Source organism: Bradyrhizobium sp. Mp27, assembly GCF_029953005.1.
GTDB lineage: Bacteria > Pseudomonadota > Alphaproteobacteria > Rhizobiales > Xanthobacteraceae > Bradyrhizobium > Bradyrhizobium barranii.
In genome coordinates, this window is sequence record NZ_JASAUS010000028.1 from 25,351 (window position 1) to 52,306 (window position 26,956).

22 protein-coding genes and 3 tRNA genes are annotated in these 26,956 nt (G+C 64.6%); 13 read left to right on the top strand and 12 right to left on the bottom strand.

Annotated elements, in window-relative coordinates; all coding sequences use genetic code 11:
- Nucleotides 1–148: 148 nt before the first annotated feature.
- Nucleotides 149–664, bottom strand: coding sequence for a MarR family transcriptional regulator (locus QJT78_RS16940; RefSeq protein WP_038943030.1), 516 nt, complete (start codon nt 662–664; stop codon nt 149–151).
- Between the two features lie 183 nt (nt 665–847).
- Between QJT78_RS16940 and QJT78_RS16945 the strand changes: the two genes are divergently transcribed.
- The 6 genes from QJT78_RS16945 (at nt 848) to pepT (ending at nt 5,921) form a co-directional block, all read left to right on the top strand.
- A complete protein-coding gene (locus tag QJT78_RS16945; protein WP_028149046.1) occupies nt 848–2,035 on the top strand; it encodes an aromatic ring-hydroxylating dioxygenase subunit alpha in 1,188 nt (395 codons plus the stop codon).
- A gap of 116 nt (nt 2,036–2,151) precedes the next feature.
- On the top strand, nt 2,152–3,453 hold the full coding sequence (locus QJT78_RS16950; protein ID WP_281460267.1) for an MFS transporter: 1,302 nt from the start codon (nt 2,152–2,154) through the stop codon (nt 3,451–3,453).
- A gap of 143 nt (nt 3,454–3,596) precedes the next feature.
- On the top strand, nt 3,597–3,800 hold the full coding sequence (locus tag QJT78_RS16955; RefSeq protein WP_028149044.1) for a hypothetical protein: 204 nt from the start codon (nt 3,597–3,599) through the stop codon (nt 3,798–3,800).
- Nucleotides 3,801–3,959: 159 nt separating this feature from the next.
- Nucleotides 3,960–4,036: transfer RNA gene (locus tag QJT78_RS16960), tRNA-Asp, on the top strand.
- 185 nt (nt 4,037–4,221) lie between these two features.
- On the top strand, nt 4,222–4,566 hold the full coding sequence (locus QJT78_RS16965; RefSeq protein WP_049807574.1) for an HU family DNA-binding protein: 345 nt from the start codon (nt 4,222–4,224) through the stop codon (nt 4,564–4,566).
- Between the two features lie 104 nt (nt 4,567–4,670).
- Nucleotides 4,671–5,921, top strand: coding sequence for a peptidase T (gene pepT, locus QJT78_RS16970; RefSeq protein ID WP_028149042.1), 1,251 nt, complete (start codon nt 4,671–4,673; stop codon nt 5,919–5,921).
- 164 nt (nt 5,922–6,085) lie between these two features.
- On the opposite strand, the gene QJT78_RS16975 is transcribed toward pepT, so the two are convergent.
- Nucleotides 6,086–6,802 carry a cation transporter gene (locus tag QJT78_RS16975; protein WP_028149041.1) on the bottom strand — a complete coding sequence of 239 codons (717 nt, stop codon included), beginning with the start codon at nt 6,800–6,802 and terminating at the stop codon, nt 6,086–6,088.
- Nucleotides 6,803–6,989: 187 nt separating this feature from the next.
- On the opposite strand from QJT78_RS16975, the gene QJT78_RS16980 reads away from it, so the two are divergent.
- The 5 genes from QJT78_RS16980 to QJT78_RS17000 are packed head-to-tail and all read left to right on the top strand — an operon-like array spanning nt 6,990 to nt 13,838.
- Complete coding sequence (locus QJT78_RS16980; RefSeq protein WP_028149040.1) at nt 6,990–7,352, top strand: hypothetical protein; 363 nt, start codon at nt 6,990–6,992, stop codon at nt 7,350–7,352.
- Between the two features lie 55 nt (nt 7,353–7,407).
- Nucleotides 7,408–8,682 carry a divalent metal ion exporter subunit IhpA gene (gene ihpA, locus QJT78_RS16985; RefSeq protein ID WP_038943032.1) on the top strand — a complete coding sequence of 425 codons (1,275 nt, stop codon included), beginning with the start codon at nt 7,408–7,410 and terminating at the stop codon, nt 8,680–8,682.
- A complete protein-coding gene (gene ihpB, locus QJT78_RS16990; protein ID WP_028149038.1) occupies nt 8,679–9,656 on the top strand; it encodes a divalent metal ion exporter adaptor subunit IhpB in 978 nt (325 codons plus the stop codon). Before ihpA ends, ihpB begins: the two co-directional genes overlap by 4 nt.
- The gene (locus QJT78_RS16995) at nt 9,649–12,861 is read left to right on the top strand and encodes a CusA/CzcA family heavy metal efflux RND transporter (protein WP_028149037.1); all 3,213 of its coding nucleotides are present in this window, start codon (nt 9,649–9,651) and stop codon (nt 12,859–12,861) included. Before ihpB ends, QJT78_RS16995 begins: the two co-directional genes overlap by 8 nt.
- A 2-nt stretch (nt 12,862–12,863) precedes the next feature.
- Complete coding sequence (locus QJT78_RS17000; RefSeq protein ID WP_028149036.1) at nt 12,864–13,838, top strand: cation diffusion facilitator family transporter; 975 nt, start codon at nt 12,864–12,866, stop codon at nt 13,836–13,838.
- A gap of 211 nt (nt 13,839–14,049) precedes the next feature.
- Here the strand turns inward: QJT78_RS17000 and QJT78_RS17005 are convergent, their stop codons facing one another.
- Complete coding sequence (locus tag QJT78_RS17005) at nt 14,050–14,910, bottom strand: methyltransferase domain-containing protein (RefSeq protein ID WP_028149035.1); 861 nt, start codon at nt 14,908–14,910, stop codon at nt 14,050–14,052.
- A gap of 179 nt (nt 14,911–15,089) precedes the next feature.
- Nucleotides 15,090–15,281, bottom strand: coding sequence for a hypothetical protein (locus QJT78_RS17010; RefSeq protein WP_014494837.1), 192 nt, complete (start codon nt 15,279–15,281; stop codon nt 15,090–15,092).
- Between the two features lie 448 nt (nt 15,282–15,729).
- On the opposite strand from QJT78_RS17010, the gene QJT78_RS17015 reads away from it, so the two are divergent.
- Nucleotides 15,730–15,806 (top strand) — tRNA-Val (locus QJT78_RS17015).
- A 92-nt stretch (nt 15,807–15,898) separates the two neighbouring features.
- On the opposite strand, the gene QJT78_RS17020 is transcribed toward QJT78_RS17015, so the two are convergent.
- The 6 genes from QJT78_RS17020 to QJT78_RS17045 all read right to left on the bottom strand — a co-directional run bounded on the left by QJT78_RS17020 (nt 15,899) and on the right by QJT78_RS17045 (nt 23,509).
- Nucleotides 15,899–16,303, bottom strand: coding sequence for a GFA family protein (locus tag QJT78_RS17020; RefSeq protein WP_038943038.1), 405 nt, complete (start codon nt 16,301–16,303; stop codon nt 15,899–15,901).
- A 69-nt stretch (nt 16,304–16,372) separates the two neighbouring features.
- Nucleotides 16,373–18,796, bottom strand: coding sequence for an endopeptidase La (gene lon, locus QJT78_RS17025; protein WP_038943039.1), 2,424 nt, complete (start codon nt 18,794–18,796; stop codon nt 16,373–16,375).
- Between the two features lie 324 nt (nt 18,797–19,120).
- Entirely contained in the window at nt 19,121–20,392 is a 1,272-nt protein-coding gene (clpX, locus tag QJT78_RS17030; protein ID WP_014494834.1) for an ATP-dependent Clp protease ATP-binding subunit ClpX, read from the bottom strand.
- Between the two features lie 462 nt (nt 20,393–20,854).
- Nucleotides 20,855–21,487, bottom strand: coding sequence for an ATP-dependent Clp protease proteolytic subunit (locus QJT78_RS17035; protein ID WP_014494833.1), 633 nt, complete (start codon nt 21,485–21,487; stop codon nt 20,855–20,857).
- A gap of 401 nt (nt 21,488–21,888) precedes the next feature.
- Nucleotides 21,889–23,250, bottom strand: a complete 1,362-nt coding sequence (gene tig, locus QJT78_RS17040; protein ID WP_028149033.1) for a trigger factor — start codon at nt 23,248–23,250, stop codon at nt 21,889–21,891.
- 174 nt (nt 23,251–23,424) lie between these two features.
- Nucleotides 23,425–23,509 (bottom strand) — tRNA-Leu (locus QJT78_RS17045).
- Nucleotides 23,510–23,663: 154 nt separating this feature from the next.
- Between QJT78_RS17045 and QJT78_RS17050 the strand changes: the two genes are divergently transcribed.
- Nucleotides 23,664–24,980 (top strand): multicopper oxidase domain-containing protein, encoded by a 1,317-nt coding sequence (locus QJT78_RS17050; protein ID WP_028149032.1) that lies wholly within the window; start codon nt 23,664–23,666, stop codon nt 24,978–24,980.
- A gap of 4 nt (nt 24,981–24,984) precedes the next feature.
- Here QJT78_RS17050 and QJT78_RS17055 read toward each other — a convergent pair whose 3' ends face one another.
- Nucleotides 24,985–25,422 carry a GNAT family N-acetyltransferase gene (locus QJT78_RS17055; protein WP_038943040.1) on the bottom strand — a complete coding sequence of 146 codons (438 nt, stop codon included), beginning with the start codon at nt 25,420–25,422 and terminating at the stop codon, nt 24,985–24,987.
- Complete coding sequence (locus QJT78_RS17060; protein WP_028149030.1) at nt 25,422–26,921, bottom strand: bifunctional ADP-dependent NAD(P)H-hydrate dehydratase/NAD(P)H-hydrate epimerase; 1,500 nt, start codon at nt 26,919–26,921, stop codon at nt 25,422–25,424. Before QJT78_RS17060 ends, QJT78_RS17055 begins: the two co-directional genes overlap by 1 nt.
- Nucleotides 26,922–26,956: the final 35 nt, after the last annotated feature.

Consider the following 26,956-nt stretch of genomic DNA (forward strand, 5'->3'; position numbering starts at 1 on the left):
CATGTCTGTTTGCTTGCGTCATGCCGTCGTTCCCCCAACGGCAGGCGCTTGCAGTGACGCTTAGGTGAGCGCGCGCGAATTCCCTAATTGAAAACCTCTTAGAAGGGTTCTTAGAAATGATCCAACATTCCCGGAGATTTCCGAGAGATCAGCGTGAAACTTTCTCGGCTTCGAGCATCTTCTCGGCTGTCGCCGTGAGACGGTCGATCTGCGCCAGCAGCGTCTCGAACTCGTCCTTGCTCAACTGTTCCAGCAATTGCCGATTGCGCTCCTGCGCGCCTTCGACGATCGCATCATGCGCGGCGAGCCCTGCCGCGGTCAGCGCGACCAGCACCTCGCGGCTGTCCTTCGGGTTCGCCGACTTCGCGATCAGCTTGCGCGAGACGAGTTCCGCGAGCGCGCGGCTGATCTGGCCCTTGTCCTGGCCGACGGCTTCGGCGAGCCGCGCCACGCTCATCGGCGGACGGCGACCGAGCGAGGCGACGAGACCGAACTCGACCGAGGACAGTCCGGCGAGGCGCTTGTAGCGCAGGATCGCGCCGCGCTTGAGCAAATTGGCGAGCACCATCAGCCGTGACGACAGCATCACGGTGATCGGCGCCGGCGAGTGGCTTTCGTCCGCATCGGGCGACGCGTGCCCGTCCCTGCTCGATGTCTGGCTCATGATCCACCTCTGCCAAGAAAGCCGGGGCGTGCCAAGCGCTGGTAGCGCAACCTCCCCAACCTGATTCCAAATGCGATTAAGAGGCATTCTCGAATATCGTTGATATTGTCATCGAATTATTTTTCACTGGGTCAACGCATCAAAACGACCCGGCCACCCAAGGCCAGCGGCGGGAGGAACAGCATGACGATCACCCAGCGGGATCGCGATCTCGGCACCGCCTATGCGATGAAGCCGGCGCACACGCGCACCGAGCTCACCTCGGTCGCGCGCGGCGCGCCGATGGGCGAGCTGCTGCGCCGCTACTGGCATCCGGTCGGGCTGGTCAGCGATGCCACCGACACGCCGAAAAAGGTCCGCGCGCTCGGCGAGGATCTGGTGCTGTTCCGCGACAAGCACGGCCGCGTCGGCCTGTTGCACGCGCGCTGCTGCCATCGCGGCACCACGCTCTATTACGGCAAGGTCGAGGAAGACGGCATCCGCTGCTGCTATCACGGCTGGAAGTTCGACGCCGAAGGCCGCTGTCTCGAGCAGCCCTGCGAGCCCGACGGCGGCCAGTTCAAGGACAAGGTCCGCCAGCCCTGGTACCCGGTCGAGGAGCGCTACGGGCTGATCTTTGCCTATATGGGCCCGGCCGAGAAACGCCCGGTGCTGCCGGCTTACGAATGCCTGGAAAACATGGACGAAGGCGAGTTCGTAGAGGCCGACGATTCCTCGATCGGCGGCGGCGGCCCCGCGATCATCCCCTGCAACTGGCTCCAGCATTTCGAGAACGTGGTCGATCCCTATCACGTGCCGGTGCTGCACGGCTCGTTCTCGGGGCCGCAATTCACCAACATGATGGCCTCGATGCCGGAGGTGAAGTTCGACAAGACGCCGCGCGGCATCGCCGTGCGCTCGATCCGCAAGCAGGACGACGGCAAGGTGTTTTACCGCGTCACCGAAGCCGCCCTCCCCACGCTACGTGTCGTGCCGAACCCGCGCGTGGCGCAATTCGCCCGCGTCGAGTCGATCGGCTGGACGCTGCCGATCGACGACACCTCGTTCCGCATCTACGTCGCCGGCCGCGTCAAGACTTCCGGCGACATCGGCCGCATGCGCTCAAAGTTCAACGGCAAATTCTGGTGGGACATGACGGAAGCCGAGCACCAGCAATTCCCCGGCGATTACGACGCCCAGGTCGGCCAGGGCCCGCAGACCATCCACTCCGAGGAGCATTTCGGCCAGAGCGACCGCGGCATCCTGATGATCCGGCGCATGCTGAGCGAGCAACTGGAGGCGATGGACGCAGGGCGCGATCCGATCGGCGTGTCGTTCGCAAGTGCTGCGCCGGTCGAATTCGAAGCGGGGAATTACATCCGCGAAGGCTGAGTTTTTGGCGCGTTTTCTTCACGCGAACCGGTATCCACTTCGCTCGAAAACGCTCTCGACCAGCCCCACGAAGGGCTGGACCGGCAACGATAACAAAGACAAATTGGGGGGATGCGATGGTCGATGTGACGTCACAGATGTCGGTGCAGACGACTGCGGCGGCAAAGCCCCCGGCGCGACGCTATTACGTGCTGGGCCTGCTCACCATCATCTATGCGCTGAACTTCCTCGACCGCACGATCTTCAACGTCCTGATCGAGCCGATCAAGAAGGAGTTTCAGCTCAGCGATACCATGATGGGCCTGCTCGCGGGCTTCGGCTTCGCGCTGTTCTATTCCCTGCTCGGCATTCCCATCGCGCGCGTCGCCGACCGGCTCAACCGGCGCAACATCGTCGCGGTGGCCTTTGCGTTCTGGAGTGCGATGACGGCACTGTGCGGGGCAGCCTCGAGCGTGACCTCGCTGGCGCTGGCGCGCATCGGCGTCGGCATCGGCATCGGCGAATCCGCCGGCTCGCCCGCCTCGCAATCGATCGTCGCCGATCTCTTCACCAAGAACGAGCGCCCGCGCGCGCTCGGCATCTACGCCATCGGCACCTATCTCGGCGTCTTCCTCGGCTATTTCATCGGCGGCTACGTCAACCAGCACTATGGCTGGCGGATGGCGTTCTACGTCGCCGGCCTGCCGGGCATCCTGCTCGCATTGATCCTGTGGCTGACGATCTCCGAGCCGAAGCGCGGCGCGATGCAGGAGAGTTTCGTGCCCGAGCCGCTCGGGCCGACACTGCGCTTCCTGGCCTCGCAGCAGAGCTTCATCATCGTGCTGATCGGCTTCTGCCTCACCACCTACACGAATTACGCAACGGCGGCCTGGATCCCGCCGTTCCTGGCCCGCGTGCACCATCTGTCGAGCGCCGAGATCGGCACCTATGCCGGCACCTTCAAGGGGCTCGCCGGCATGGCCGGCACCCTGCTCGGCGGCTTCGTGGTGGCGCAGATCAGCCGCCGCGACGACCGCTGGAAGCTGTGGGCGCCGGCGATCACCTCGGGGCTGGCCGGCCCGGTGTTCGCGCTGTGCATGCTGACGCAGGATTTTTCGATGATGGTCGCCATGCTGGCGCTGACCTCGTTCCTGGTCGGCTTCCATCTCGGACCGATCTTCGCGATCGCGCAGACGGTGGCCAAGCCGAGCATGCGGGCGCTCGCCTCCGCCCTGATCGCGCTGACCGCCACCTGCTTCGGCCAGGGCGTCGGCCCGCTTGCCGTCGGCATGGTCAACGACGCCCTCAAGGGCAGCTATGGCGCGGACGCCGTGCGCTATTCCCTGCTCTCGGCGGCGGTCACGACCACACTGGGCGCCCTGCTGTTCGTCTGGGCGGCCCGCACGATCCGGGGCGATATCGGCCGGGCGGCGGCCTGAGACCCCGTTCCGGCCGCCAGCCCGGCGAAACCGAGCGGGCGTATTAATGAAACCATTTTGCGGAACCCGCGAAACCATCCGGAAACAGATCGTCCTTAAGACATGAGCCCATAGACGGCGGCTAAGCCCGTCGGGAGGCTCATATGAACCACTCAATTCACTCGGCTGATCGTGGCACCCACCTGAAGATCGTGGTGGTGGCGCTGGTTGCTGGTATTCTGGTCGCCGGCTTCGGGATCGCAGCCCGCACCAATGCCGATTACAGTCAGACCGCCCAATCCGCCCACGTGATCAAGGCCGGCAAGCCGGTCGCCGTGACCAGCGCGGGCACGTCGGAGATTCGCTGACACGCCCTGTTTCGGGCTGACCGAGGCCGCCGCCTGGCGGCCTTCTTCGTTTTCCAGAGCAATGCTTAGCCGATGCGTCCTGACAAAGCGCAACGTCCTTGACTTCACCAAGCCCCGCCTTTAAGTCCCCCCTCGTTCCGCGCGCTTTCAGCGAACCACGCGGGAGTAGCTCAGTTGGTTAGAGCGCCGGCCTGTCACGCCGGAGGTCGCGGGTTCGAGCCCCGTCTCTCGCGCCATTTTGGCAATCCCTTCATAGTCTTAGCCCGAACTTCTCGATGCCTTTCGCGGCATTGCCGGCGTCTGCCGGGAACTCGTGGCATAGTCAGCCCGCGCCCGAATCGTCTACGCCTCCCAGGAGTTAGAGGGATCCCCACGATTGACCGGCTTTTCCGGGGCTTCCCTGTCATTGAGGAGGCCAGACATGGCTAAGAAGGATTCGGCTAAGAAGGATTCGGCCAAGAAGGATTCGGCGAAGAAGGCAGCCGCTCCCGCCACCATCACGCTCAAGCACCTCGCCGCTGACATCGCGGAGAGCCAGGACCTCTCGAAAAAGCACGCCGAGGCCGTCCTGACCGACATGGTCGATCTGATCGCCAAGCACCTCAAGAAGGGCGACCGCGTCCGCATCGTCGGGCTCGGCATCCTCCAAGTCCGCAAGCGCGCCGCCCGCACCGGCCGCAACCCCACCACCGGCGAGGCGATCCACATCAAGGCCAGCAAGAAGGTCGCCTTCCGCCCGGTCAAGGAGCTCAAGGAAGCGATCTAGGAGCTACGTTTCGTTAAGCCTGATCCGCTTCGTTCCGGCCGCATCACGGCCCGCTTTTCTGATATACCGCCTGCTCCCCAAAAGACCCGGCGGTTTGACCAGAAATGTCCTCCCTCTCCTTTTCGCACACCGTGACCGAACGCTTCCTGCGCTACGTCACCATCGACACCCAGTCCGATCCGGAATCCCCAGCCTCGCCCTCGACCGAGAAGCAGAAAGATCTCGGCCGCGTGCTCGCCGCCGAGCTGAAGGCCATGGGCGTCGCCGACGCGCATCTCGACGACTTCGGCTACGTCTACGGAACGATCCCGGCCAACACGACCAAGAAGGTGCCGGTGATCTGCTTCTGCTCGCACATGGACACCTCGCCCGACGTGACCGGCAAGGACGTCAAGCCGCAGCTGGTGAAGGACTATCGCGGCGGCGATATCACGCTGCCGGGCGATACCAGCCAGGTGATCCGCTTCGCTGAACATCCCGCGCTGAAGAACCAGATCGGCAACGACATCATCACCACCGACGGCACCACGCTGCTCGGCGCCGACAACAAGGCCGGCGTCGCCGAGATCATGGATGCCGCGCATTTCTTCATCAACAACCCCGATGTGAAGCACGGCACCATCAAGATCCTGTTCACGCCGGACGAGGAGATCGGCCGCGGCGTCGACAATGTCGACCTGAAGAAGCTCGACGCCGATTTCGGCTACACCATGGACGGCGAGAGCGCCGGCAGCGTCGAGGACGAGACCTTCTCGGCCGACGGCGCCACCATCACCATCAACGGCGTCAGCGCCCATCCAGGCTACGCCAAGGGCAAGATGGAGCACGCGATCAAGATCGCAGCCGCCATCGTCGAGCGGCTGCCCAAGGAAGGCTGCTCGCCCGAGACGACGTCAGGCAAGCAGGGCTTCCTGCATCCGATCGGCATCGACGGCGCGCTGGAGCAGGCGACGCTCTCCTTCATCGTGCGCGACTTCACCGAGGAAGGGCTGAAGGAGAAGGAAGTCCTGCTCGAGAACATCGTCAAGGACGTGATGAAGGACTATCCGCGCTCGACCTACAAGTTCGAGGTCAGGGAGCAGTACCGCAACATGAAGCAGGTGATCGACCGTCACCCGCAGATCCTCGAATACGCCATCGAGGCGATCCGCCGCGCCGGCCTGCGCCCGATGCGCACCGCGATCCGCGGCGGCACCGACGGCTCGCGCCTGTCCTTCATGGGCCTGCCCTGCCCCAACATCTTCGCCGGCGAGCACGCGTTTCATTCGCGGCTCGAATGGGTCAGCCGGCAGGACATGGAAAAGGCGGTGCAGACGATCGTGCATCTCGCGATGATCTGGGAGGAGAAGGCGTAGGAACGCCGCACCTCCCGGCAGCAGCGCAAATAATTCCGAGCCCTGCGGAACGATCCAGTGCGGTGCGCGTTAGCGCCTCAAGTCCCAAGGATGAGAATGTGAGCACATAAGGCCTCAGCCGGTCAGCCCCGGGCTGGGGCCTTTCCGCGTCTGGATCGCCCCCCTCAGGCAGTCACGGCAGCTTGCCCGCCGCGATACTCTGCCCATGCCTGCCGCAAAATTTGCAGCGACGAGGTCAGGAAGATTCCAGCCATTACCGCGGCGACAGCCAGATCGGGCCATGCCGTCGCGGTTCCGAATACGCCGATGGCGGCGACCATCACGATGACGTTGCCGATGGCGTCATTGCGCGAGCAGAGCCAAACCGAGCGCACGTTGGCGTCGCCGTCCTTGTAGCGCGCGAGCAGGAGAACCGAGGTCAGGTTCGCCGCCAGCGCGGCCAGGCTCATAGCTCCCATCAGCTCCGCACGCGGGAGCCCCAGGACCAGGGTCTGATAGAGCGTTGACCCGAACACCCAGGCGGCCATGGCACTGAGCGACAACCCCTTGAACAACGCGGCGGTGGCACGCGTCTTGATGCTCGCGCCGATCACCGAAAGACTCAGGCCGTAGGTGACCGTATCGGCGAGGAAGTCGAGAGCGTCGGCCTTGAGAGCCTGGGAGCCGGCCAAATGGCCCGCCGTCATTTCACTCACGAACATCGTGGCGTTGATGACGATGACCGTCCACAGCACGCGCTTGTATCGCGGATCGAGCCCGTCGAAGACCGGAACGCCCGCCGAGCAGCAGTCGGCGCAGCCTGACGCGGCGACTTCCTCCACACGGGGTTTGGCGGCTTCCCCACAGCACGCATCGTGCGAGCAGCAAGACTCTTCCGGCATTCCGAGCTCCCTCTCGTCGTTTCCATCTTACCATGGGACCGTAACGATGGCGATGAACGGACGTCGCTGCTTGCAATCGCATGGATACATGCGGGTGCGACGTTCAGTTCCCCACACGTAACATTGTTGCGGGTCGACACTGTTCCGGTCGCCATGCTACGAACCCGGACGTAACCAGAGTGACTTCGTGACTGCGATCCGCCGCCCGATCAGATTGTTTCGCCTGCGCAACTGGCGCGGGCTGTTGGCTGCGTGTCTCGCAATCAGCTACCTGCTGTCGGGCGTGTTGCATACGTGCCAATGCCTGGACGTGACCAATCCGTTCGGCCAGCTGGAAATCGCTGCGTCGCCGGGACCCGATTCCGGAGACACGGATAACAAGACGCTGGCAGCCCATCACTGTCATGGCTGTTTCTCGGTGGTCTTCGCGCAACTGCTGCTACCTGACGCAATGTCGGAGTTGGTGGCCGCGTCAAATCCGCCTCGCCTGACGGTGCTTGCAGGCGTCGTGCCTGACACCGACTCTCCGCCCCCCAAACATCTGACCTGAACTGATCAGCCGGGCGCCCGTGCGCCTACGATGCTATTGTTCACAGGTCACCTTTATGTCTTGCAGACGGACTGCCGCGCGCCTTGCCTGCGCGATGGCGATTTTCGTCAGCCCCTGGCTGACGCAGCACGCGCACGCCCAGACCCTGTCCATGCGCGCCGCGCTGTCGCGCGCGCTGGCCGCGAGCCCGCGGCTCACCGCGGCGGAGCGCGACGTCGGCATCGCCACCGGCCAGCGCATCCAGGCGGGCGCGCTGCTCAACCCGGAGCTGTCCTATGAACAGGACAATTCGTTCGGCTCCGGCATCTATCGCGGCACGAGATCGGCCGAGACCACGCTCCAGATCAGCCAGGCCTTCGAGCTGTTCGGCAAGCGTGATGCGCGGATCGCCGCGGGCGCCGCCGGCATCGAGGTGGCCGCGATCCAGCGCAAGGCCGTCAGGCTGGAGGTGCTGTCGGAGACTGCGATCGCCTTCCTCAGCGTGCTCGGCGCGCAGCGGCGCATCCAGATCCTCGACGAGCAGATCGCCGCGATCGACCGCCTGACGCCGCTGCTGCGCCGCCGCGTCGAGGCCGGCGCCTCCTCGCCGGCAGAGACCGGCCGCGCCGAGGTCGCGTCCGCCCTGGTGAAGGCCGACCGCGAACGCTTCAAGGCAACGCTGGCGAGCGCCCGGCGCGAGCTTGCGGTGCTGATGGGGGATCCCGCGGCAAAATTCGGCGAGGTCTCCGGCCGGTTCGACACCACGGGAAAGACGCCGACGTTCCAGTCGGTGGTCGCCGCCATCGATGCCAATCCGCAGCTGGTGCGCTGGACGGCAGTGTATGCCCAGCGCAATGCCGAGCTGTTGATGGCGCGCTTAAGGCCCTATCCCGACGTGCGGATCGCGGCGGGATGGCGCCATTTCAACGAGACCAATGACGACGCGGTGCGCCTCACCGTCTCGGTGCCGATTCCCGTGTTCGACCAGAACCAGGGCAATATCCTCTCGGCGCAGGAAAGCCTCGCCAAGACCAGGGCCGAGCGCGAGGCCAACCGCAACACGCTGATCGTGATCGCCGGCCGCGCCTACGACTCGCTCCAGGGCTCGCTGCGCGAGCTCGCGGTGCTGCGCGAGACCGCCATCCCCAAGGCCACCGAGGCCTCGGAGGCGATCGCGCAAGGCTACGGCCAGGGCCGCTTCACCCTGCTCGAAGTGCTCGACGCCCAGGCGAGCGTCACCCAGGCGCGGCTGCGCGAGCAGGAGGCGCTGCAGAACTTCCATGTCGGCGTTGCGACCATCGAAGGCCTCGTCGGCAATCCCTTTGCGCTGGCCCGGGAGAGCGCGCGATGAAGACATCCTCCACCATTCTCGTCGCCATCGTGGCCGCAGCACTCGGCGCTTACGGCTATTCCCTGCTCGCCCCTGCCGGGGTCACGCGCACCGAGCATGCCGAGCATTCCGAACAGAAGAAGCCGAACGACCATGTCGAGCAGGACGAGCACGGCGCCGACCGCATCCGCATCTCAGACGTCAAGCTGGCGGCGGCCGGTGTCACGCTGGCGGAGGCCGGGAGCGCGACGCTGACCGATACGCTGTCCTTCAACGGCATCTTGCGCGCCAACCAGGAAGCCGTCGTGCAGGTGACGCCGCGCTTTCCGGGGGTCGCCAAATCGATCCAGAAGCGCATTGGCGACAGGGTCGGCAAGGACGATCTGCTCGCCGCGATCGAGAGCAACCAGAGCCTCACCGTCTACGAGCTGAAGGCGCCGATCGCCGGCACCATCATCGAGCGGCAGATCTCGCTCGGCGAATACGCCTCCGAGCAGAAGCCGGCCTTTGTGGTCGCCGACCTCTCGACGATCTGGGTCGACCTGTCGATCTACCGGCAAGACCTCCGGCGCGTCCGCCTCAACGACGAGGTGCTGATCGATCCCGACGACGGCCGCGGCGAGATCAAGGGCACGATCTCCTACATGGCGCCGATCGGCAGTAGCGAGACCCAGACCGCGCTCGCCCGCGTGGTGCTGCCAAATCCGGACGGGCGCCTGCGTCCTGGCCTGTTCGTCACGGCGCGGCTTGTGCTCGCAAAACGCAACGTCGCCGTGGCGGTACGCACAGGGGCGATTCAGATGCTGGAGAACAAGACGGTCGTATTCGTCCGCGAAGACGACGACAAGATCGAAGCCCGCCCCGTGGAAACAGGCGATTCCGATTCGAAATTCGTGGAGATCCGTGCAGGCCTATCGGCCGGCGAACGCTACGTCGCCGAGAACAGCTTCGTTGTGAAAGCCGAGATGGGGAAGGGAGAGGCCGACCATGATTGACGCCCTCCTCGCCCTCGCCATCCGCCAGCGCTGGCTGGTCGTCCTCATCGCGCTCGCGGTCGGCGCCTTCGGCGCCTGGAACTTCACGCGTCTGCCGATCGATGCCGTGCCTGATGTCACCAACGTCCAGGTCCAGATCAACACCCGTGCGCCCGGCCTATCGCCGCTCGAATCCGAGCAGCGGATCACCTTTCCGATCGAGACCGCGATGGGTGGCCTGCCCAAGCTCGAATATACCCGGTCGATCTCGCGGTACGGTCTCAGCCAGGTCACCGTCGTGTTCCAGGACGGCACCGATATCTATTTCGCACGCCAGCTCGTCAACGAGCGCATCCAGCAGGCACGCGACCAGTTGCCGGCCGGCGTCGAAGTTGCGATGGGGCCGATCTCGACCGGCCTCGGCGAGATCTACGTCTACTCGGTGGAAGCGAAGCCGGGCGCGAAATCGCCGACCGGCCTCGAATTCACGCCGACGGAATTGCGTACCATCCAGGACTGGATCATCAAGCCGCAATTGCGCACCATCCCCGGCGTGATCGAGGTCAACTCGATCGGCGGTTACGAGCGGCAATTCCACGTGCTGCCGATCCCCGCCCGTCTGATGGCCTACAAGCTCGGTTTCCGCGACATCATGACGGCGCTGACCGCCAACAACGCCAATGTCGGCGCCGGCTATATCGAGCGCAACGGCGAGCAATATCTCGTCCGAGCGCCCGGCCAGGTCGCCAATATCGACGACATCAAAGACATCGTGATCGGCTCGCGTGGCGGGGTGCCGGTACGTATCCGTGACGTCGCCGACGTGCAGGAAGGGCACGAGCTCCGCATGGGCGCGGCGTCAGCCAACGGCAAGGAGACCGTGCTCGGCACCACCATGCTGCTGATCGGCGAGAACAGCCGCACCGTAGCCCAGCGGGTGGCGGCTCGACTCAACGAGATCGCAAAATCGCTGCCTGAGGGCGTGATCGCACACGCGGTTTACGACCGCACGCATCTGGTGGAAGCCACCATCGAGACCGTCGAGAAGAACCTCGTCGAGGGCGCGGCGCTGGTGATTGCAGTGCTGTTCCTGATCCTCGGCAACATCCGCGCCGCCCTGATCACCACCTTCGTCATTCCCCTCTCTATGCTGTTTACGATATCGGGCATGGTCGAAAGCAGGGTCAGCGCCAATTTGATGAGCCTGGGCGCGATCGATTTCGGCATCATCGTCGACGGCGCAGTCATCATCGTCGAAAACTGTTTGCGGCTGCTCGCCGTCGAGCAGAGCCGGCGCGGACGGCTGCTGTCGCTGGAGGAACGGCTGGAGACGATTCACGCGGGCGCGCGCGAGGTCATCAAACCGAGCCTGTTCGGCACGTTGATCATCGCGGTCGTCTATCTCCCAGTCGTCACCCTGACGGGCACCGAGGGCAAGATGTTCACGCCGATGGCGCTGACCGTGCTGATGGCGCTCGCGGGCGCGGCGCTGCTGTCGGTCACGTTCGTCCCGGCTGCGGTGGCGATCTTCGTCACCGGCAAGGTCTCGGAGAAGGAAAACATCTTTATGCGGGCGGCAAAGCGGTTCTATTTGCCGCTGCTCGAGCGTGCCATCCGCTACCGCGGCACCGTCGCGTTCGGTGCCGTCCTGATCGTCGCCGGCAGCATCTTCGCCGCGACGCGCATGGGTGGCGAGTTCATCCCGAGCCTGGACGAAGGCGACATTACCATCGAGACCATCCGAATTCCCGGCACCAGCCTGACCCAAAGCGCCGACATGCAGATTCGGCTGGAGAAGGCGGTCAAGCAGGTTCCAGAGGTGGCGACGGTCTTCTCCAAGATGGGCACCGCCGAAATCGCCAACGATCCGATGCCGCCGAATGTCGCCGACACCTTCGTGACGCTGAAGCCGCGTGAGGAATGGCCCGATCCCGCCAAGCCGAAGAACGAGGTGATCGAGGACATCGAGCGCACCGCCAACACCCTGCCCGGCACGGCCTATGCGATGACCCAACCGATCCAGATGCGCTTCAACGAGCTGATCGCCGGTATCCGCAGCGATGTCGGCGTCAAGATCTTCGGCGACGATCTCGACGTGCTGGCCGGCATCGCCCAGCAGGTCAACGGCGTGGTCCGCGGCATCGAGGGTGCCGCCGACGTGAAGACCGAGCAGGTCGCAGGCCTGCCGATCCTCACCGTCAAGCTCGACCGCCAGGCGTTGTCGCGTTACGGACTCAGTCTCAGCGAGGTGCAGAACCTGGTCGAGATCGCGATCGGCGGCAAGCCGGTCGGAAAGCTGTTCGAGGGCGATCGCCGCTTCGACATCGTGGTACGGCTGCCGGAAAACCTGCGGGCCAACCCCGATACGATCAAATCGCTGCCGATCCCGCTGCCGCCGGGCGACGATGTCCCCGCCGTCACCAAGACCGCCTGGCCGGGTGCATCGGGTTCGACGCCCCGCTACGTGCCCCTGTCCTCGGTTGCGACGATCGAGATCGCGCCCGGCCCCAACCAGATCAGCCGCGAGAACGGCAAGCGCCGCGTGGTGGTGATGGCCAACGTTCGCGGGCGCGACCTGCGCTCCTTCGTCGCCGAGGCCCAAGAGGCGGTGGCCGAGAAGGTCAAGCTGCCGCCCGGCTACTGGATCGGCTGGGGCGGACAGTTCGAGCAGCTGGTCTCCGCCACTAAGCGGCTGACCATCGTGGTGCCGGTGGCGCTGCTGCTGGTGTTCCTGCTGTTGTTCATGGGCATGGGATCGGCGGCGGATGCGGCGCTGGTGTTCTCCGGCGTGCCGCTGGCGCTGACCGGCGGGGTCGCCGCGCTGTTGCTGCGCGGTATTCCGCTGTCGATCAGCGCCGGTGTCGGCTTCATCGCATTGTCGGGCGTGGCTGTTCTCAACGGCCTCGTCATCATCGCCTTCATCGAGCGGCTGCGCGGCGAGGGGCGCCCCGTGGTCGACGCCGTACGCGAAGGTGCGCTGACGCGGCTGCGCCCGGTGCTGATGACCGCGCTGGTCGCCTCCCTCGGCTTCGTGCCGATGGCGCTCGCCACCGGCGCCGGTGCCGAGGTGCAGCGTCCGCTGGCGACCGTGGTGATCGGCGGCATCATCTCCTCGACCGTGCTGACGCTGCTGGTGCTGCCGGCGCTCTACGTGCTGTTCCGGCGTGACGCGGCAACCGAAACGCCTACAATGGCGCCTGATTTGGCGGCGTCCGGGGAGCGCTAGATTTGGGCAGCCACGACCATCACGGTCATCACCACCATGATCATGCCGGCCACGGGCATGATCACGGGCATGACCACGGTTCTGGCCACGCGCATGTCCATGCGCCCGCCAATTTCGGCACGGCGTTCGCGATCGGCATTTCGCTCAACACCGCGCTGGTCGTGGCGGAGGCGATCTACGGCTATATCGGCAACTCCACCGCCCTGCTCGCCGATGCCGGCCATAACCTCAGCGATGTGCTCGGCTTGGTCGTGGCCTGGTGCGCGTCGATCGCGGCAAGGCGCGCGCCGAGCGGCCGCTTCACCTATGGCTTTCGTGCCTCCACCATCCTGGCGGCGCTGGCAAATGCAGTGTTCCTGCTGGTCGCGACCGGCGCGATCGGCTGGGAGGCGATCTTGCGGCTGCGCGAGCCGGAGCCGGTCGCAGGCGTCACCGTGATGGTGGTCGCCGGTATCGGCATCCTCATCAACGGTTTTACGGCTATGCTGTTCGCGCGCGGACGCAAGGACGACATCAACATCGAGGGCGCGTACCTGCACATGGCGGCCGACGCCGCGGTCTCGCTCGGCGTCGTGGTCTCGGCGGCGCTGATCATCTGGACCGGCTGGCTCTGGCTCGATCCCGTCACCAGCCTCGTTATCTGCACCACCATCCTCTGGAGCACCACCAGCCTGCTGCGGGGCTCCATCGACATGTCGATGGCGGCCGCGCCGAAGGGCACCGACATCGCCGCGATCAAGATCTTTCTGCTGGAGCGGCCCGGCGTCTCGGGAATCCATGATCTCCACGTCTGGCCGATCTCGACCACCGAGACGGCGCTGACCTGCCATCTCGTGATGCCTACGGGCGCCGGCGATGCATTCCTGATGGAGACGGCGCAGATGCTGAGGGCGTCCTTCCGCATCGGCCACACCACGCTCCAGATCGAGACGCATCCCGACAATGGCTGCGCGCTGGCGCCGGATGATGTGGTTTAGGCGCTGCGTGGTGGCAACTCCAATCTCCGCTGTCGTCCCGGACAAGCGCAGCGCAGATCCGGGACCCATAACCACAGGGAATCGTTTGGCGAAGGCCCGGAGTTACCGGCTTCGCGCCGCAACTTCTCCCTGTGGTTATGGGTCCCCGCGTTCGCGGGGACGACACCGAGTGTGTGGCAGCGACCTTCGCCACAGCATTGAGTAGCAAACCCTACGCCGCCTTCGCCGTGACGATCCAGATCGCACCCTGCAGCGCTACGCTTTGTCCCTTCATGAACGGCGCGAGCATCTCGCGGATCGAGGCTTTTGCCGCTGCATACGTCTCCGGCGGATGGCCCTGCAGCGCGCGGCTGGCCGGGCCGATCTGGAGCGAGCCCTCGACCGCGGCATCGAGGCCACCGCCGATGGCGACATCCATCGCGAGATTGTGCGGCTCCATCGCCACGTCCACGAAGCCCGCCCCCTTCAGGATGCGCATCACGCGCTCTTCCGATGAGAAGGCGAACGGGCCCGGCTCTTCCGGCCCGACCGGCGGCATCTTCGGGACATGTTTGTAGACCGCCATCAGCGGCGCCATCATCCACGGATTTTCCTTCGGCTCGCGCCAGCAGGCGAAGGCGAGCCGTCCGGTCGGCTTCAGCGCGCGGCGGAGGTTGGTGAAGGACGCAATGGGATCGGCGAAGAACATCACGCCGAAGCGCGAGGCGAGCAGGTCAAAGCTCGCCGGCTCGAACGGATGGACGGTCGCATCCGCCAGCACGAAATCGAGCGGCAGGCCTTTTGGCGCAAACGCGCGCGCCTGCGCCAGCATCGGGTCGGAGACGTCGAGGCCAAGCGCGAAGCCATCAGGCGCCACAGCCTTCGCGAACGCGAATGTCGTCGCGCCGGAGCCGCAGCCGACATCGAGCACGCGCTCGCCCGGCTTCGGCCTGGCGCGATCGATCAGCACGTCGGCGATGGGTCCGAGCAGGCTCTCCTGGGCAGCGTGCCGATCGGCCCAGCGCTGCCCGCTCGGACCGTTCCAATAGGCGATCTGGTCGGCATTCTCTGCGTGTCCGCTTGGCTGTTCCATGGATCCCCTCCGGCAGCTTGGTCGAAAGACCCCGATGCCGAAAAGCAAGGACGCCGTCAACTGAGGCGGCCTGTTCGGTCCACCTGTCAGCGAGACGTTCTTGCGTTCACGCCGCACAGCACGGCGTCAGAGATTGACGGACGCTGAGGTCTTCAACTACCGACCTGCGCTACGCCGGATCATTCAGCCGCGAGCGAAACTCCGGTTCGCTTGGCGAGGACACGGCGAAAGTCGGCTGCCAGCTCGTCGTAATAGTTGGCAAGCTCCTCGTAGAAGGCCCGACCGGCCTCATCAGGAGCTTCTTGAGCCGCTTTCATGCAGTGGGCGGCTTTCGACTCGTACCTTTCCAGCTTGATGCGAAGATCACTCATCACGGCGATACTCCACGCTGCCACAGGGAGCCGTAACCGTGGTTCGGATGGCGATCAAAAAGATGACCGAAAAAGGGCAATTTTGGACCCTTATTTTGGACCCTTGGAGGGCGGCTCGTGGGCGTCCGATGCCAGGCGCAACGAGGCAGGACAGCCGCCAGCGGCCAAATCGGCGCGCCGTCAGCCGGAACTACCAAATTGGAATGATCGAGCCGCGGCGGCTCATGCGTCGCGCTTCGCGCAAACACGCCCGGCAACAATGTCGGTAGATGAGGTCCAGCAGAGCACACATTGGCCACCCCTCCATCGTGAATTGCGGTGGACATTGGCCGACTCGCGGGCGGACGCCTGTGACAATCATCACAAAGGCGGTCTTGCTCGAGCTCTGTTTGCTATGCGTTCGGGTCTTGCTCGAACACCCGCGGGAGGGCTAAAGAGGCGCCTTGGGGGGCGGTTAGCTCAGCTGGTTAGAGCATCTCGTTTACACCGAGAGGGTCCGCGGTTCGAATCCGTGACCGCCCACCAGCCTGCGCTCGCGCGGCGACGCAGGCTGCCACGCCGAATCCCAACGGGCGAAGGCGGGCTTTTTGCGGCGAGCTTCGGCTTGGCAAGCCAGCCTAATCCCCCGGCCTCCCCGGCAGCAGCGGCACCGCGTCGATCCACACCGCCGCCGACTGGCACCAGATCTGCCTCGCGGGCCGTAATTTGTCGCGCTGGCGGATTGAGCCCCAGCGGATGCCCCAATCGTCGGCCTGGTCGCCCTCGCCGCTGGTGAACAACGGGGAACCGCAGTCGCCGCAGAAGTGCTGGAAGCGCATCCGGCCGTTGTCGCCGCGCTTGCCGTAGACCTTTGGCGTGCCGGTGGTCAGCCTGACGTCGGCGTTGCTACAGAGCGCGGTCACCCGGAACGGCGATCCCGTCAGGGTCTGGCAGTCGCGGCAATGGCAGACCGACACCGTCTCGGGGTCGATCTCGGCCTCAAAGGTGATCTGCCCGCAATGGCACTGCCCGTCGATCCTCATCGCCCTGATCCCTACCCCCAAAACAAAAACGGCGCCCGAAGGCGCCGTTTTATCATCTTTCGCTGAACCTTAGTGAGCGGTCAGTCCGCCGGCGGCCTCGTCGCCGTCCGGCTTCACCGTGACCTTGGTGTCCTCTTCCCAGACGATCGGCACCGGCTTCTTCACCAAGGCCTTGGCGACGACGTCGTCCAGACGCGACACCGGGATGATCTCCATGCCGCCCTTGATCGCATCGGAAATCTCCGTGAGATCCTTGGCGTTGTCCTCGGGGATCAGCACTGTCTTGATGCCGCCGCGGGCAGCGGCCAGCAGCTTCTCCTTCAGCCCGCCGATCGGCAACACACGGCCGCGCAGCGTGATCTCGCCGGTCATCGCAACATCGTGGCGGACCGGAATGCCGGTCATGACCGAGATGATCGCGGTGGCCATCGCCACGCCCGCCGACGGACCGTCCTTCGGCGTCGCGCCTTCCGGCACGTGCACGTGGATGTCGCGCCGGTCGAACAGCGGCGGCTCGATGCCGTAGACGATCGCACGCGAGCGCACATAGGACGCCGCCGCCGAGATCGACTCCTTCATCACGTCGCGCAGATTGCCCGTGACCGTCATCTTGCCCTTGCCGGGCATCATGACGCCTTCGATCGTCAACAGCTCGCCGCCGACATCGGTCCAGGCCAGGCCCGTGACGATACCGACCTGCGGCTCGCTCTCGATCTCGCCGAAGCGGTACTTCGGCACGCCGAGCAACTCTTCCAGAGTCTTCTCCGTGACCTTGACCGACCTCTTCTTGGAGATCATCAGCTCCTTCACCGCCTTGCGCGCGAGTGTGGAGAGCTCACGCTCCAGATTACGCACGCCCGCTTCGCGGGTGTAGCGGCGGATCAACAGCAGCAGCGCGTCGTCGTCGATCGAGAACTCCTTGGAGTCCAGGCCGTGCTTGGACACCGCGTTCGGGATCAGATGCTTGCGCGCGATCTCGACCTTCTCGTTCTCGGTGTAGCCCGCGATGCGGATGATCTCCATGCGGTCCATCAGCGGTCCCGGAATATTGAGCGTATTCGCGGTCGTGATGAACATCACGTTGGACAGATCGTAGTCGACCTCGAGGTAGTGGTCGTTGAAGGTCCCGTTCTGCTCGGGATCCAGAACCTCGAGCAGCGCCGAAGACGGATCGCCGCGGAAATCGGCGCCCATCTTGTCGATCTCGTCCAGCAGGAACAGCGGATTGGACGACTTCGCCTTCCGCATCGACTGGATGATCTTGCCGGGCATCGAACCGATATAGGTGCGGCGATGACCGCGGATCTCGGCCTCGTCGCGCACGCCGCCGAGCGAGACGCGCACGAACTCGCGCCCCGTCGCCTTCGCGATCGACTTGCCGAGCGAGGTCTTGCCGACGCCGGGAGGTCCGACGAGGCAGAGGATCGGTCCGGTCAGCTTGTTGGCGCGCGACTGCACCGCGAGATACTCGACGATACGGTCCTTGACCTTCTCCAGCCCGTAGTGATCGGCATCCAGAACCGCCTGCGCCGATTCCAGATCCTTCTTCACCTTGGACTTCTTGTTCCACGGGATCGACAGCAGCCAATCCAGATAGTTGCGCACAACCGTCGCTTCCGCGGACATCGGCGACATCTGGCGCAGCTTCTTCAATTCATGCTGCGCCTTCTCGCGCGCTTCCTTGGAGAGCTTGGTCTTGGAGATCTTCTCTTCGAGATCGGCGAGCTCGTCGCGACCGTCGTCGTCGCCGAGCTCCTTCTGGATCGCCTTCATCTGCTCGTTGAGATAATACTCGCGCTGGGTCTTCTCCATCTGGCGCTTGACGCGCGAGCGGATGCGCTTCTCGACCTGCAGCACCGAGATCTCGCTCTCCATCAGGCCCAGCACCTTCTCGAGGCGCGTGGTGACCGACAGCGTCTCCAGAATTTGCTGGCGATCCGCGATCTTGACGGCGAGATGCGAGGCAACGGTGTCGGCGAGCTTGGCGAAATCGGTGATCGCCTGCACGACGCCGACGACCTCGGCCGAGATCTTCTTGTTGAGCTTCACATAGCTCTCGAAATCGGACACGACCGAGCGCGACAGTGCCTCCGCCTCGACCGATTTCGCATCGGTGTCGGCAAGCGCAATAGCGGTCGCTTCGTAGTATTCGCTGCGATCGGTGTATTTCTGCACGCGCGCACGCTCGAGCCCTTCGACCAGCACCTTCACGGTGCCGTCGGGAAGCTTCAAGAGCTGAAGCACGCTGGCGAGCGTACCGGTCTCGTAAATGGCGTCGGGCGCCGGATCATCGTCGGACGCGTTCTTCTGCGTCGCGAGCATGATCAGCGCGTCGTTCTTCATCACCTCTTCGAGCGCGCGGATCGACTTCTCGCGACCGACGAAGAGCGGAACGATCATGTGCGGGAAGACGACGATGTCGCGCAGCGGCAGCACGGGATAGGCGTGCGTTTCGCCATGGACGATGGTTGGCCGGGGTTTTGGATTAGTCATGGCCTTTTCCTTTTGCTTTGCCCCCTTGCACGCAGCCCGCCATGCTCATGCGCAACCGCCACAAGGTGCCGAGGTGATCCAGAAAACCGGCCTACCATTCTAAGGTTGGACCGGGCTTGCCGGATCGGAACTGAGGCGAATCTTGAAGAGAACTTTCGCTCGCCGTCGACATTAGGTGGCTATCGACCGGGGGGGTGTCAAGTCATTGAAAGACGCGCGCCATCAGGCGCTTACGCACGCGTATAAGCGACGCAACATCGGCTGCGGAGAACCATTCCGCAGCCGCTACTATCAAAGACGATTGGAGCGTTCCAGCGCCGTAAATCAGGCGCTGGCGTTCTCGACGGCGCGATCGGACCGATCGGCGTAGATGTAGAGCGGACGGGCCGTACCTTCCACGACTTCGCGCGAAATCACGACTTCTTCCACACCTTCCAGGCCCGGCAGGTCGAACATGGTCTCGAGCAGGATCGCCTCGAGGATCGAACGCAGACCACGCGCGCCGGTCTTGCGCTCGATCGCCTTGCGGGCGACCGCGCCAAGCGCCTCGTCGGCGAAGGTCAGCTCGATGTTCTCCATCTCGAACAGCCGCTGGTACTGTTTCACCAGCGCGTTCTTCGGCTCGGTGAGGATCTTCTTCAGCGAGGTCTCGTCCAGATCCTCGAGCGTCGCCACGACCGGCAGACGGCCGACGAATTCGGGGATGAGACCGTACTTCAGGAGGTCCTCAGGCTCGACGTGGCGGAAGATCTCGCCGGTACGGCGATCCTCCGGCGCGAGCACCTGGGCGGCGAAGCCGATCGAGGTCGACCGCCCGCGCGCCGAGATGATCTTCTCAAGGCCGGCGAACGCACCGCCGCAGATGAACAGGATGTTGGTGGTATCCACCTGCAGGAACTCCTGCTGCGGATGCTTGCGGCCGCCCTGCGGCGGGACCGAAGCCACCGTGCCTTCCATGATCTTCAGCAGCGCCTGCTGCACGCCCTCACCCGACACGTCGCGCGTGATCGAGGGATTGTCGGACTTGCGGCTGATCTTGTCGATCTCGTCGATGTAGACGATGCCGCGCTGGGCGCGCTCGACATTGTAGTCGGCGGCCTGGAGCAGCTTCAGGATGATGTTCTCGACGTCCTCGCCGACATAGCCGGCTTCGGTCAGCGTCGTGGCATCGGCCATCGTGAACGGCACGTCCAGGATGCGGGCGAGCGTCTGCGCGAGCAGCGTCTTGCCCGAACCGGTCGGACCGATCAGCAGGATGTTCGACTTCGCGAGCTCGACGTCGTTGTGCTTGGTCTGGTGGTTGAGGCGCTTGTAGTGATTGTGCACCGCGACCGACAGGACCTTCTTCGCATGGCTCTGGCCGATGACGTAATCGTCCAGGACCTTGCAGATTTCCTTCGGCGTCGGAATGCCGTCGCGCGACTTCACGAGCGAGGATTTGTTCTCCTCGCGGATGATGTCCATGCAGAGCTCAACGCACTCGTCGCAGATGAAGACCGTGGGACCCGCGATCAGTTTGCGGACTTCGTGCTGGCTCTTGCCGCAGAACGAGCAATACAGTGTGTTCTTGGAGTCGCTCGTGCCGACCTTACTCATTCATGTCTCCGTCCGCGGTTCGATCCCGCTCCGCTCGATCGCTCCATTCCGGCACGCAGGCCGTATGAAGTTCAAATAGAGCAAATTCCGTACCAAAAAAGACCCTACGCGTTACATCCCGTGCGAATCACGGTCACTCGATTCTCCGCGATCATAGCCGATCAATCGTAGCCAACCATGCTGTCACCCGACTATCAAGAATTCGCTAATCGAGGGGGCGCTGGCTACCCGTGACAATACCGTGATTTCACGTCTTGGCACGGACGAAGTGATCGAAATCGCCCCGGAGTTGCTGGATTGCCACGAAAAACAAGCACGAAAGCGGAACTTTCTGCCTGTCGCGGGGCGCAACACATCTTTTTGCGCCGCCGCGTAGTGCGCCGTTAACGTGAACGTCGCCCTGACGATCCCGGGGAAATCCCGATAGGTATTCCAGGGATCGATGTTGCAGGCCCGTTCGCGTTACTGCGGTTTCGCCGCCGGCTCCTCGGCGCGCTTGTCGATAACCTTGTCGACCAGGCCGAACTCCTTGGCGTCGTTCGCAGTCAGGAACTTGTCGCGTTCCAGCGCGTCCTCGATCGTCTTGTAGGTCTGACCGGTGTGCTTCACGTAGATCTCGTTGAGCCGCTTCTTCAGGTTCAGGATTTCCTGCGCGTGCAGCATGATGTCGGTGGCCTGGCCCTGGAAGCCGCCGGAGGGCTGATGCACCATGATGCGCGCGTTCGGCAGCGAGAAGCGCATGTCCTTCTCGCCGGCGGCGAGCAGCAGCGAGCCCATCGAGGCGGCCTGGCCCGTGCACAGCGTCGAGACCGGCGGGCGGATGAACTGCATGGTGTCGTAGATCGCGAGGCCCGACGTCACCACGCCGCCCGGCGAGTTGATGTACATCGAGATTTCCTTCTTCGGATTTTCCGCTTCAAGGAACAGGAGCTGCGCGACCACCAGCGTCGACATGCCGTCCTCGACCGGTCCGGTCAGGAAAATGATGCGCTCCTTCAACAGGCGCGAGAAGATGTCGTAGGCGCGCTCGCCACGGTTGGTCTGCTCGACCACCATGGGCACGAGGTTCATGTAGGTTTCAACCGGATCGCGCATGAGTCACCTAAGGTTTTAGGAGGCGGACATTGCCAGTCTTGGCTGCCAGTTTGGCTGGATTTGCCGGAAGGCCGATGGACGCCAGTGATGCAGGAAGTGGGTAGAGGTAGAACGCTTGGTATAAGACTTGGGTACAGGGCGTACCGACAGATATAGCCCAATTCGCGCCAGACAAGTGCGGAGCGAATTAAGGCTTAATCCTCGGGGCACTTGAAGCTGATTCTCGCAAACAGGCCCAGCCAGCCAGATGGCTAGCCGGGCCCTTCCGCTGATCATCCTTAATGGAAGACTGTCCTAGAGCCCCGTTCCGATGGAATCGGAACGGGGCTCTAGATTCTAAGTTTGACGCGTTTTCTTTACGCGAAGCGGTATCCACTTCGCTCGAAAACGCTCTGGAGCCTTCAGGCTGCGGTCTTTTCCGCGTCGTCGTCCTTGTACAGGTCCTCGCGCGAGACCTTCTTCTCGGTCACGTTGGCGAGCTCGAGGATGAAGTCGACGACCTTGTCCTCGTAGATCGGTGCACGAAGCTGGGCCAGCGCCTGAGCGTTGCTGCGGTAATAGTCCCAGACTTCCTTCTCGCGGCCCGGCATCGAGCGCGCGCGCTCGATCACGGCGCGGCCGACCTCGTCGTCGGTCACGGTAATCTTGTTCTTCTCGCCGATCTCGGAGAGCACGAGGCCGAGCCGCACGCGGCGGTCGGCGATCTTGCGGTACTCTTCCTTGGCGGCGTCTTCAGTGGTGTCCTCGTCAGCAAAGGTCTTGCCGGCGGAGTCCATCTCGGCCTTGACCGAGTTCCACATCAGATTGAACTCCTCGTCGACGAGCGACGGCGGCGCTTCGAAGCGATGCGCCTCGTCGAGGCGGTCGAGCAGCGCACGCTTGACGCGCTGGCGCGTCGCGCCGGCGAATTCGGCAGCCAGACGCTCGCGCGCGGCTTCCTTCAGCTTGTCCAGCGATTCGAGACCAAGCGTCTTGGCGAACTCGTCGTCGATCGCGACGTCCTGCGGCGCCTCGATCGAGGTCGCGGTGGTCTCGAACTCGGCCGGCTGGCCGGCGAGCTTGTCGTTCATGTAGTTCTTGGGGAACGACACTTTCAGCGTGCGCGTCTCGTCCGCGCCGATGCCGGTGAGCTGCTCCTCGAAGCCGGGGATGAAGGTATTGGAACCGATCACGACCTGGATGCCCTCGCCGGTGCCGCCCTCGAAGACTTCGCCGTTGATGGTGCCCTTGAAGTTGATGGTGACACGGTCGCCCGACTCGGCCTTGGCGCCCTCGGCCTTGGCAGCATAGCCGCGGTTGCTGTCGGCGATGCGCTTGATGGCCTCATCGACATCGGTGTCGGACACGTCGGCGACGGGCTTCTCGACCTGGAAGCTCTTGAAGTCGGCGAGCGCAATCGCCGGCACCACTTCGATCGCGACCGTGTAGGTCAGATCGGTCTTGCCGTTGAGCAGCTCCTCGACCTCGGTCTGCTCGGTCGGCATGGTGATCTTCGGCTCGGTCGCAAGGCGGAAACCGCGGTCCGTGAACAGCTGCGTGTTGGTATCGCGGATGGTCTGGTCGATGGTCTCGGCCATCACCGAGCGGCCATAGACCTTCTTCAGGTGAGCGACCGGCACCTTACCGGGGCGGAAGCCGTTGATGCGGACCTTGTCCTTGAGATCGACGAGTTTGGCACCGGCCTTGGCGTCGAGATCAGACGCGGGAACGCTGATCTTGAACTCGTGCTTCAAACCTTCCGAGAGGGTTTCTGTGACCTGCATGGCGTCCAATCTTCTTCTCGCTCGGCCCCGGCACGCATGCGTCGGGACGCTGTCATTAATCGAACCGGCGCAAGGCAAGACGCCTCAACGCCGGTGGTTCATCGGACCACTTCCGCCGGAAAAACTCCGTGAGGAAGAAGCCCTTCGGTAATCCGTGCAAACGCTGAAAGCGCTTGGTGCGGGCGGAGGGACTCGAACCCCCACAACTTTCGTCACTGGAACCTAAATCCAGCGCGTCTACCAGTTCCGCCACGCCCGCGTGAATTTGCATCAAGACCGGCCGCGATGCCGCGGGCGGCCGGGCTTATAGCATGTGCCTGACTGTTCGCAGCAAAAAAATGGCCCGATAGCGGCAGGCTTTAAGTAGGCGCGACGGCTGGACTTATCCAGCGCTTCATGGTCCGCATCGAGCCATGAAAACGCGGATCTCTGACCCGACCCGGCGCGAGGTTTTGGCCGGACTTGGAGCTGGACTTGCAGCCCCCGCAGCCGGGTTGATCGCCGGCGGCGCGGCCCCCGCTGTCACCGCCCAGCTCGCCCTGCAGGCAAGGCCGGCAACCCTGGCGCTCAAGCCGGGTCAGCCGGCGACACCGATCTGGGAGCTGGCCGCCGTAAGCCATATCGGGAACGTCCGTCTCAAGCGAGGCGACCGCTGCGAAGTGGTCTTTCGGAACGACCTGCCTGTCCCGCTTGCGCCGGTCTGGTACGGCCTGAATGGCCCGGCCGCGGCCGACCCGTTGCGAGGGCGTACGCCGACCGCGACGGATACGACTGAAACTTCAATTGTTTCAATACCGAATGCAGGAACTCTAGCAGCCGACTTCCGTCTCTTCGAAGACGGTCTGAAGCTGCCCGCGCGCCCGCTTCCGATCATCGCCGGCGAGACAAATCGCGTCCCCGTCGACCGCGACGAGGTCCTGTTGATCGAGGAATGGCGGCTGCGGCCGGATGGGACCGCGCTTCCGCCCGGCCGCGCCCCTGGGGACGCGACACCGATCTTTACCCTCAATGGACGGACCTCATTCGAACTCTCAGCCGCGGCCGGCGAGCGGCTGCGGCTGCGCTTTATCAATGCCTCACAACGTTCTGTTCTGGCGATCAAATTGGAAGGCCATGAGGTCCAAGTGATGGCCCTGGACGGACAGCCGGCCGAGCCATTCCCGGCGCGCAACGGCGCCCTGGTGCTCGCCCCCGGCGCACGCGCCGACGCCTTCGTGGATGCGGCCACATCGGCCCCATTCCTGTTGCATGACGGCAAGGAGGCGCGCCAGGTCGGGAGCCTCAGGATATCAGGCAAGCCCGAGCGGCGCGCGCCGCTGTTGCCGCCACAGCCGCTCCCCCTGAACGACCTCCCAGAGAAGCTCGACCTCAAAGGCGCCCTGCGGTTCGATGTCGCGCTCGGCGCGCCCGAGGCCGGCTGGGCACGGCCTGCAAGCTTCTCCGTCTCCTCCAATCCCGCCTTCCGCGCCAGGACCGGCCGCACCGTCGTGCTGGCCCTCAAGAACCCCGGACCGGTTACGATGGTGTTTCACCTGCACGGCCATCATTTCCGCCTGCTCGACAAGCTCGACGACGGCTGGAAGCCCTACTGGCTCGACACGCTCGCAATCGAGCCCGGCCAGACCCAGCGCATCGCGTTCGCGGCGACCTCACCCGGACCCTGGCTGATCGAATCCGTCGTGACCGACTGGGCCGCGCCGCGGCTGGTGCGCTGGTACGCGGTGGAGTGAGCGACTACCGCCGCGTCCAGAGGTAGCGAGCGTCAGGCTCCCGCTCCTCGTTCCGCGCCCCGTCGGTCTGTTCAACCAGTGCGAACCCGCGCGCCTCATAGAAGCGCCGCGCTGGCGCGTTGCGCAGGAAAGTCCAGAGCTCCAGCCGGTCGCTGGCCCGCTTGGCGACATCAAGGAGTTCTGTGCCGACGCCGCGCCCCTGTGCGACGGGCAGCACATAGAGCTGCTCAACCCAACCTTCGTGGAAGGCGATCATCCCGCTCAGGACGTCATCATCGAACCGCCCCCACACACGGCACGTCGTGAACACGCGCTCGCGGTAGAACCAGCGGCCCTCATCGGGCGTGTGCAGCCCAACGAGCCTCGGCATCGCTTGGTCGAACGCAATCCGATGGACCTGCGCGGCCGCGCCCATATCGGTGAGCGCGAGCTGCCTGAGCACTAGTACTCCACCCCGAGCGCATTATAAATGCGCCGGTGCACGGCCGGCAGCGTCTCGGTCAGGTCCTCCGCGATCAGGCCGGGCCCCGCCTCGCTTCCCGCCTCGCCATGCATCCAGACGCCGATGCTGGCGGCCTCGAAGGCCGGCACGCCTTGCGCCAGGAGCCCTGCGATGATGCCGGCGAGCACGTCGCCGGCGCCGGCGGTGGCGAGCCAGGGGGGCGCGTTGGCGGCGATGGTGGCGCGGCCGTCAGGGGCGGCGATCGTCGTGTCCGGCCCCTTCAGCAGCACGACCGCACCACAGCGCTCGGCCGCGGCGCGCACGCGCTCCAGCTTCGAGCGGCCCGGATATTTGTTGCTGAGGTCGGAGAACAGGCGCGGAAACTCACCCTCGTGCGGGGTCAGCACCACCGCACTGTCCTGAGAGGACTTGATCGATTCAAACAGCCGTTCGGGGTTTGCCGCAAAGCTCGTCAGCGCATCCGCGTCCAGCACCAGATGCCGCTGCGCGTGAAGCGCGGTGTGGACCAGATCGCAGGTGCGATCGCCGACGCCCGCGCCGGGTCCGATCAGGCAGGTGTTGTAGCGCTTGTCGCCGAGCAGCCCTCCGAACTCGACCGCTGTGTCGCAGGCGCGAACCATCACCGCGGTGAGCGCGCTGGCATTAATCGCAAGCGCATCGCGCGGGGTCGCCAGCGTCACGAGGCCCGCTCCGGCCCGCAAAGCGCCACGGGCGGCGAGCCGCGCTGCGCCAGTCGCGGCGGCATCGCCCGAGACCGCCAGCACGTGGCCCCGCGCGTATTTGTGGCCGTCGATGCGCGGCACCGGAAAGGCCGTACCCCATAAATCCGGATCGTTCTCGAAGGTCCGCGGCGCGATCTCGTCCAGCACCTGTGCATCGATGCCGATGTCGGCGACGCGCACGTGGCCGCAATGCATCCGGCCGGGCAGCAACAAATGCGCCGGCTTCTTGCGGAAGAAGGTGACGGTCTCGGTGGCGTTCACCGCCGCGCCCATCACGGCTGCGCTGGTGCCGTTGATGCCGCTCGGCAGGTCGACCGCGAGCACTGGGGCGCCGTTGGCGTTGATCGCTTCGATCATCGCATGCGCCTCGCCGTCGACCGGGCGACTGAGGCCCGCGCCGAACAGCGCATCGATGATCAGCGCGGGCTTGCCGATCGCCTGCGGATTGAACGGCAGCACCGGGTGCTTCCAGCCGCGCGCCGCGGAGGCCGCGTCACCTTGGAGCTGGTCGCGCTCGCACATCAGGATCACCGAGACGTCGCGCCCTTGCGCGGCGAGCTCGGCGGCTGCGACAAAACCGTCGCCGCCATTGTTGCCGGGACCGGCCACGATCAGGATCGGCCCCTCCTCCACCAGCGCATTGGCGGCCTCTGCGACCGCCTGTCCCGCGCTGAGCATCAGCTTGAAGCCGGGCGTGCCTGCCGCAATACTGAGCTGGTCGGCGCGCTGCATTTCAGCGTTGGTCAGAACTTCCATGCCACTTCCCTGGTCCAAACGCCTTTTCAACAGGC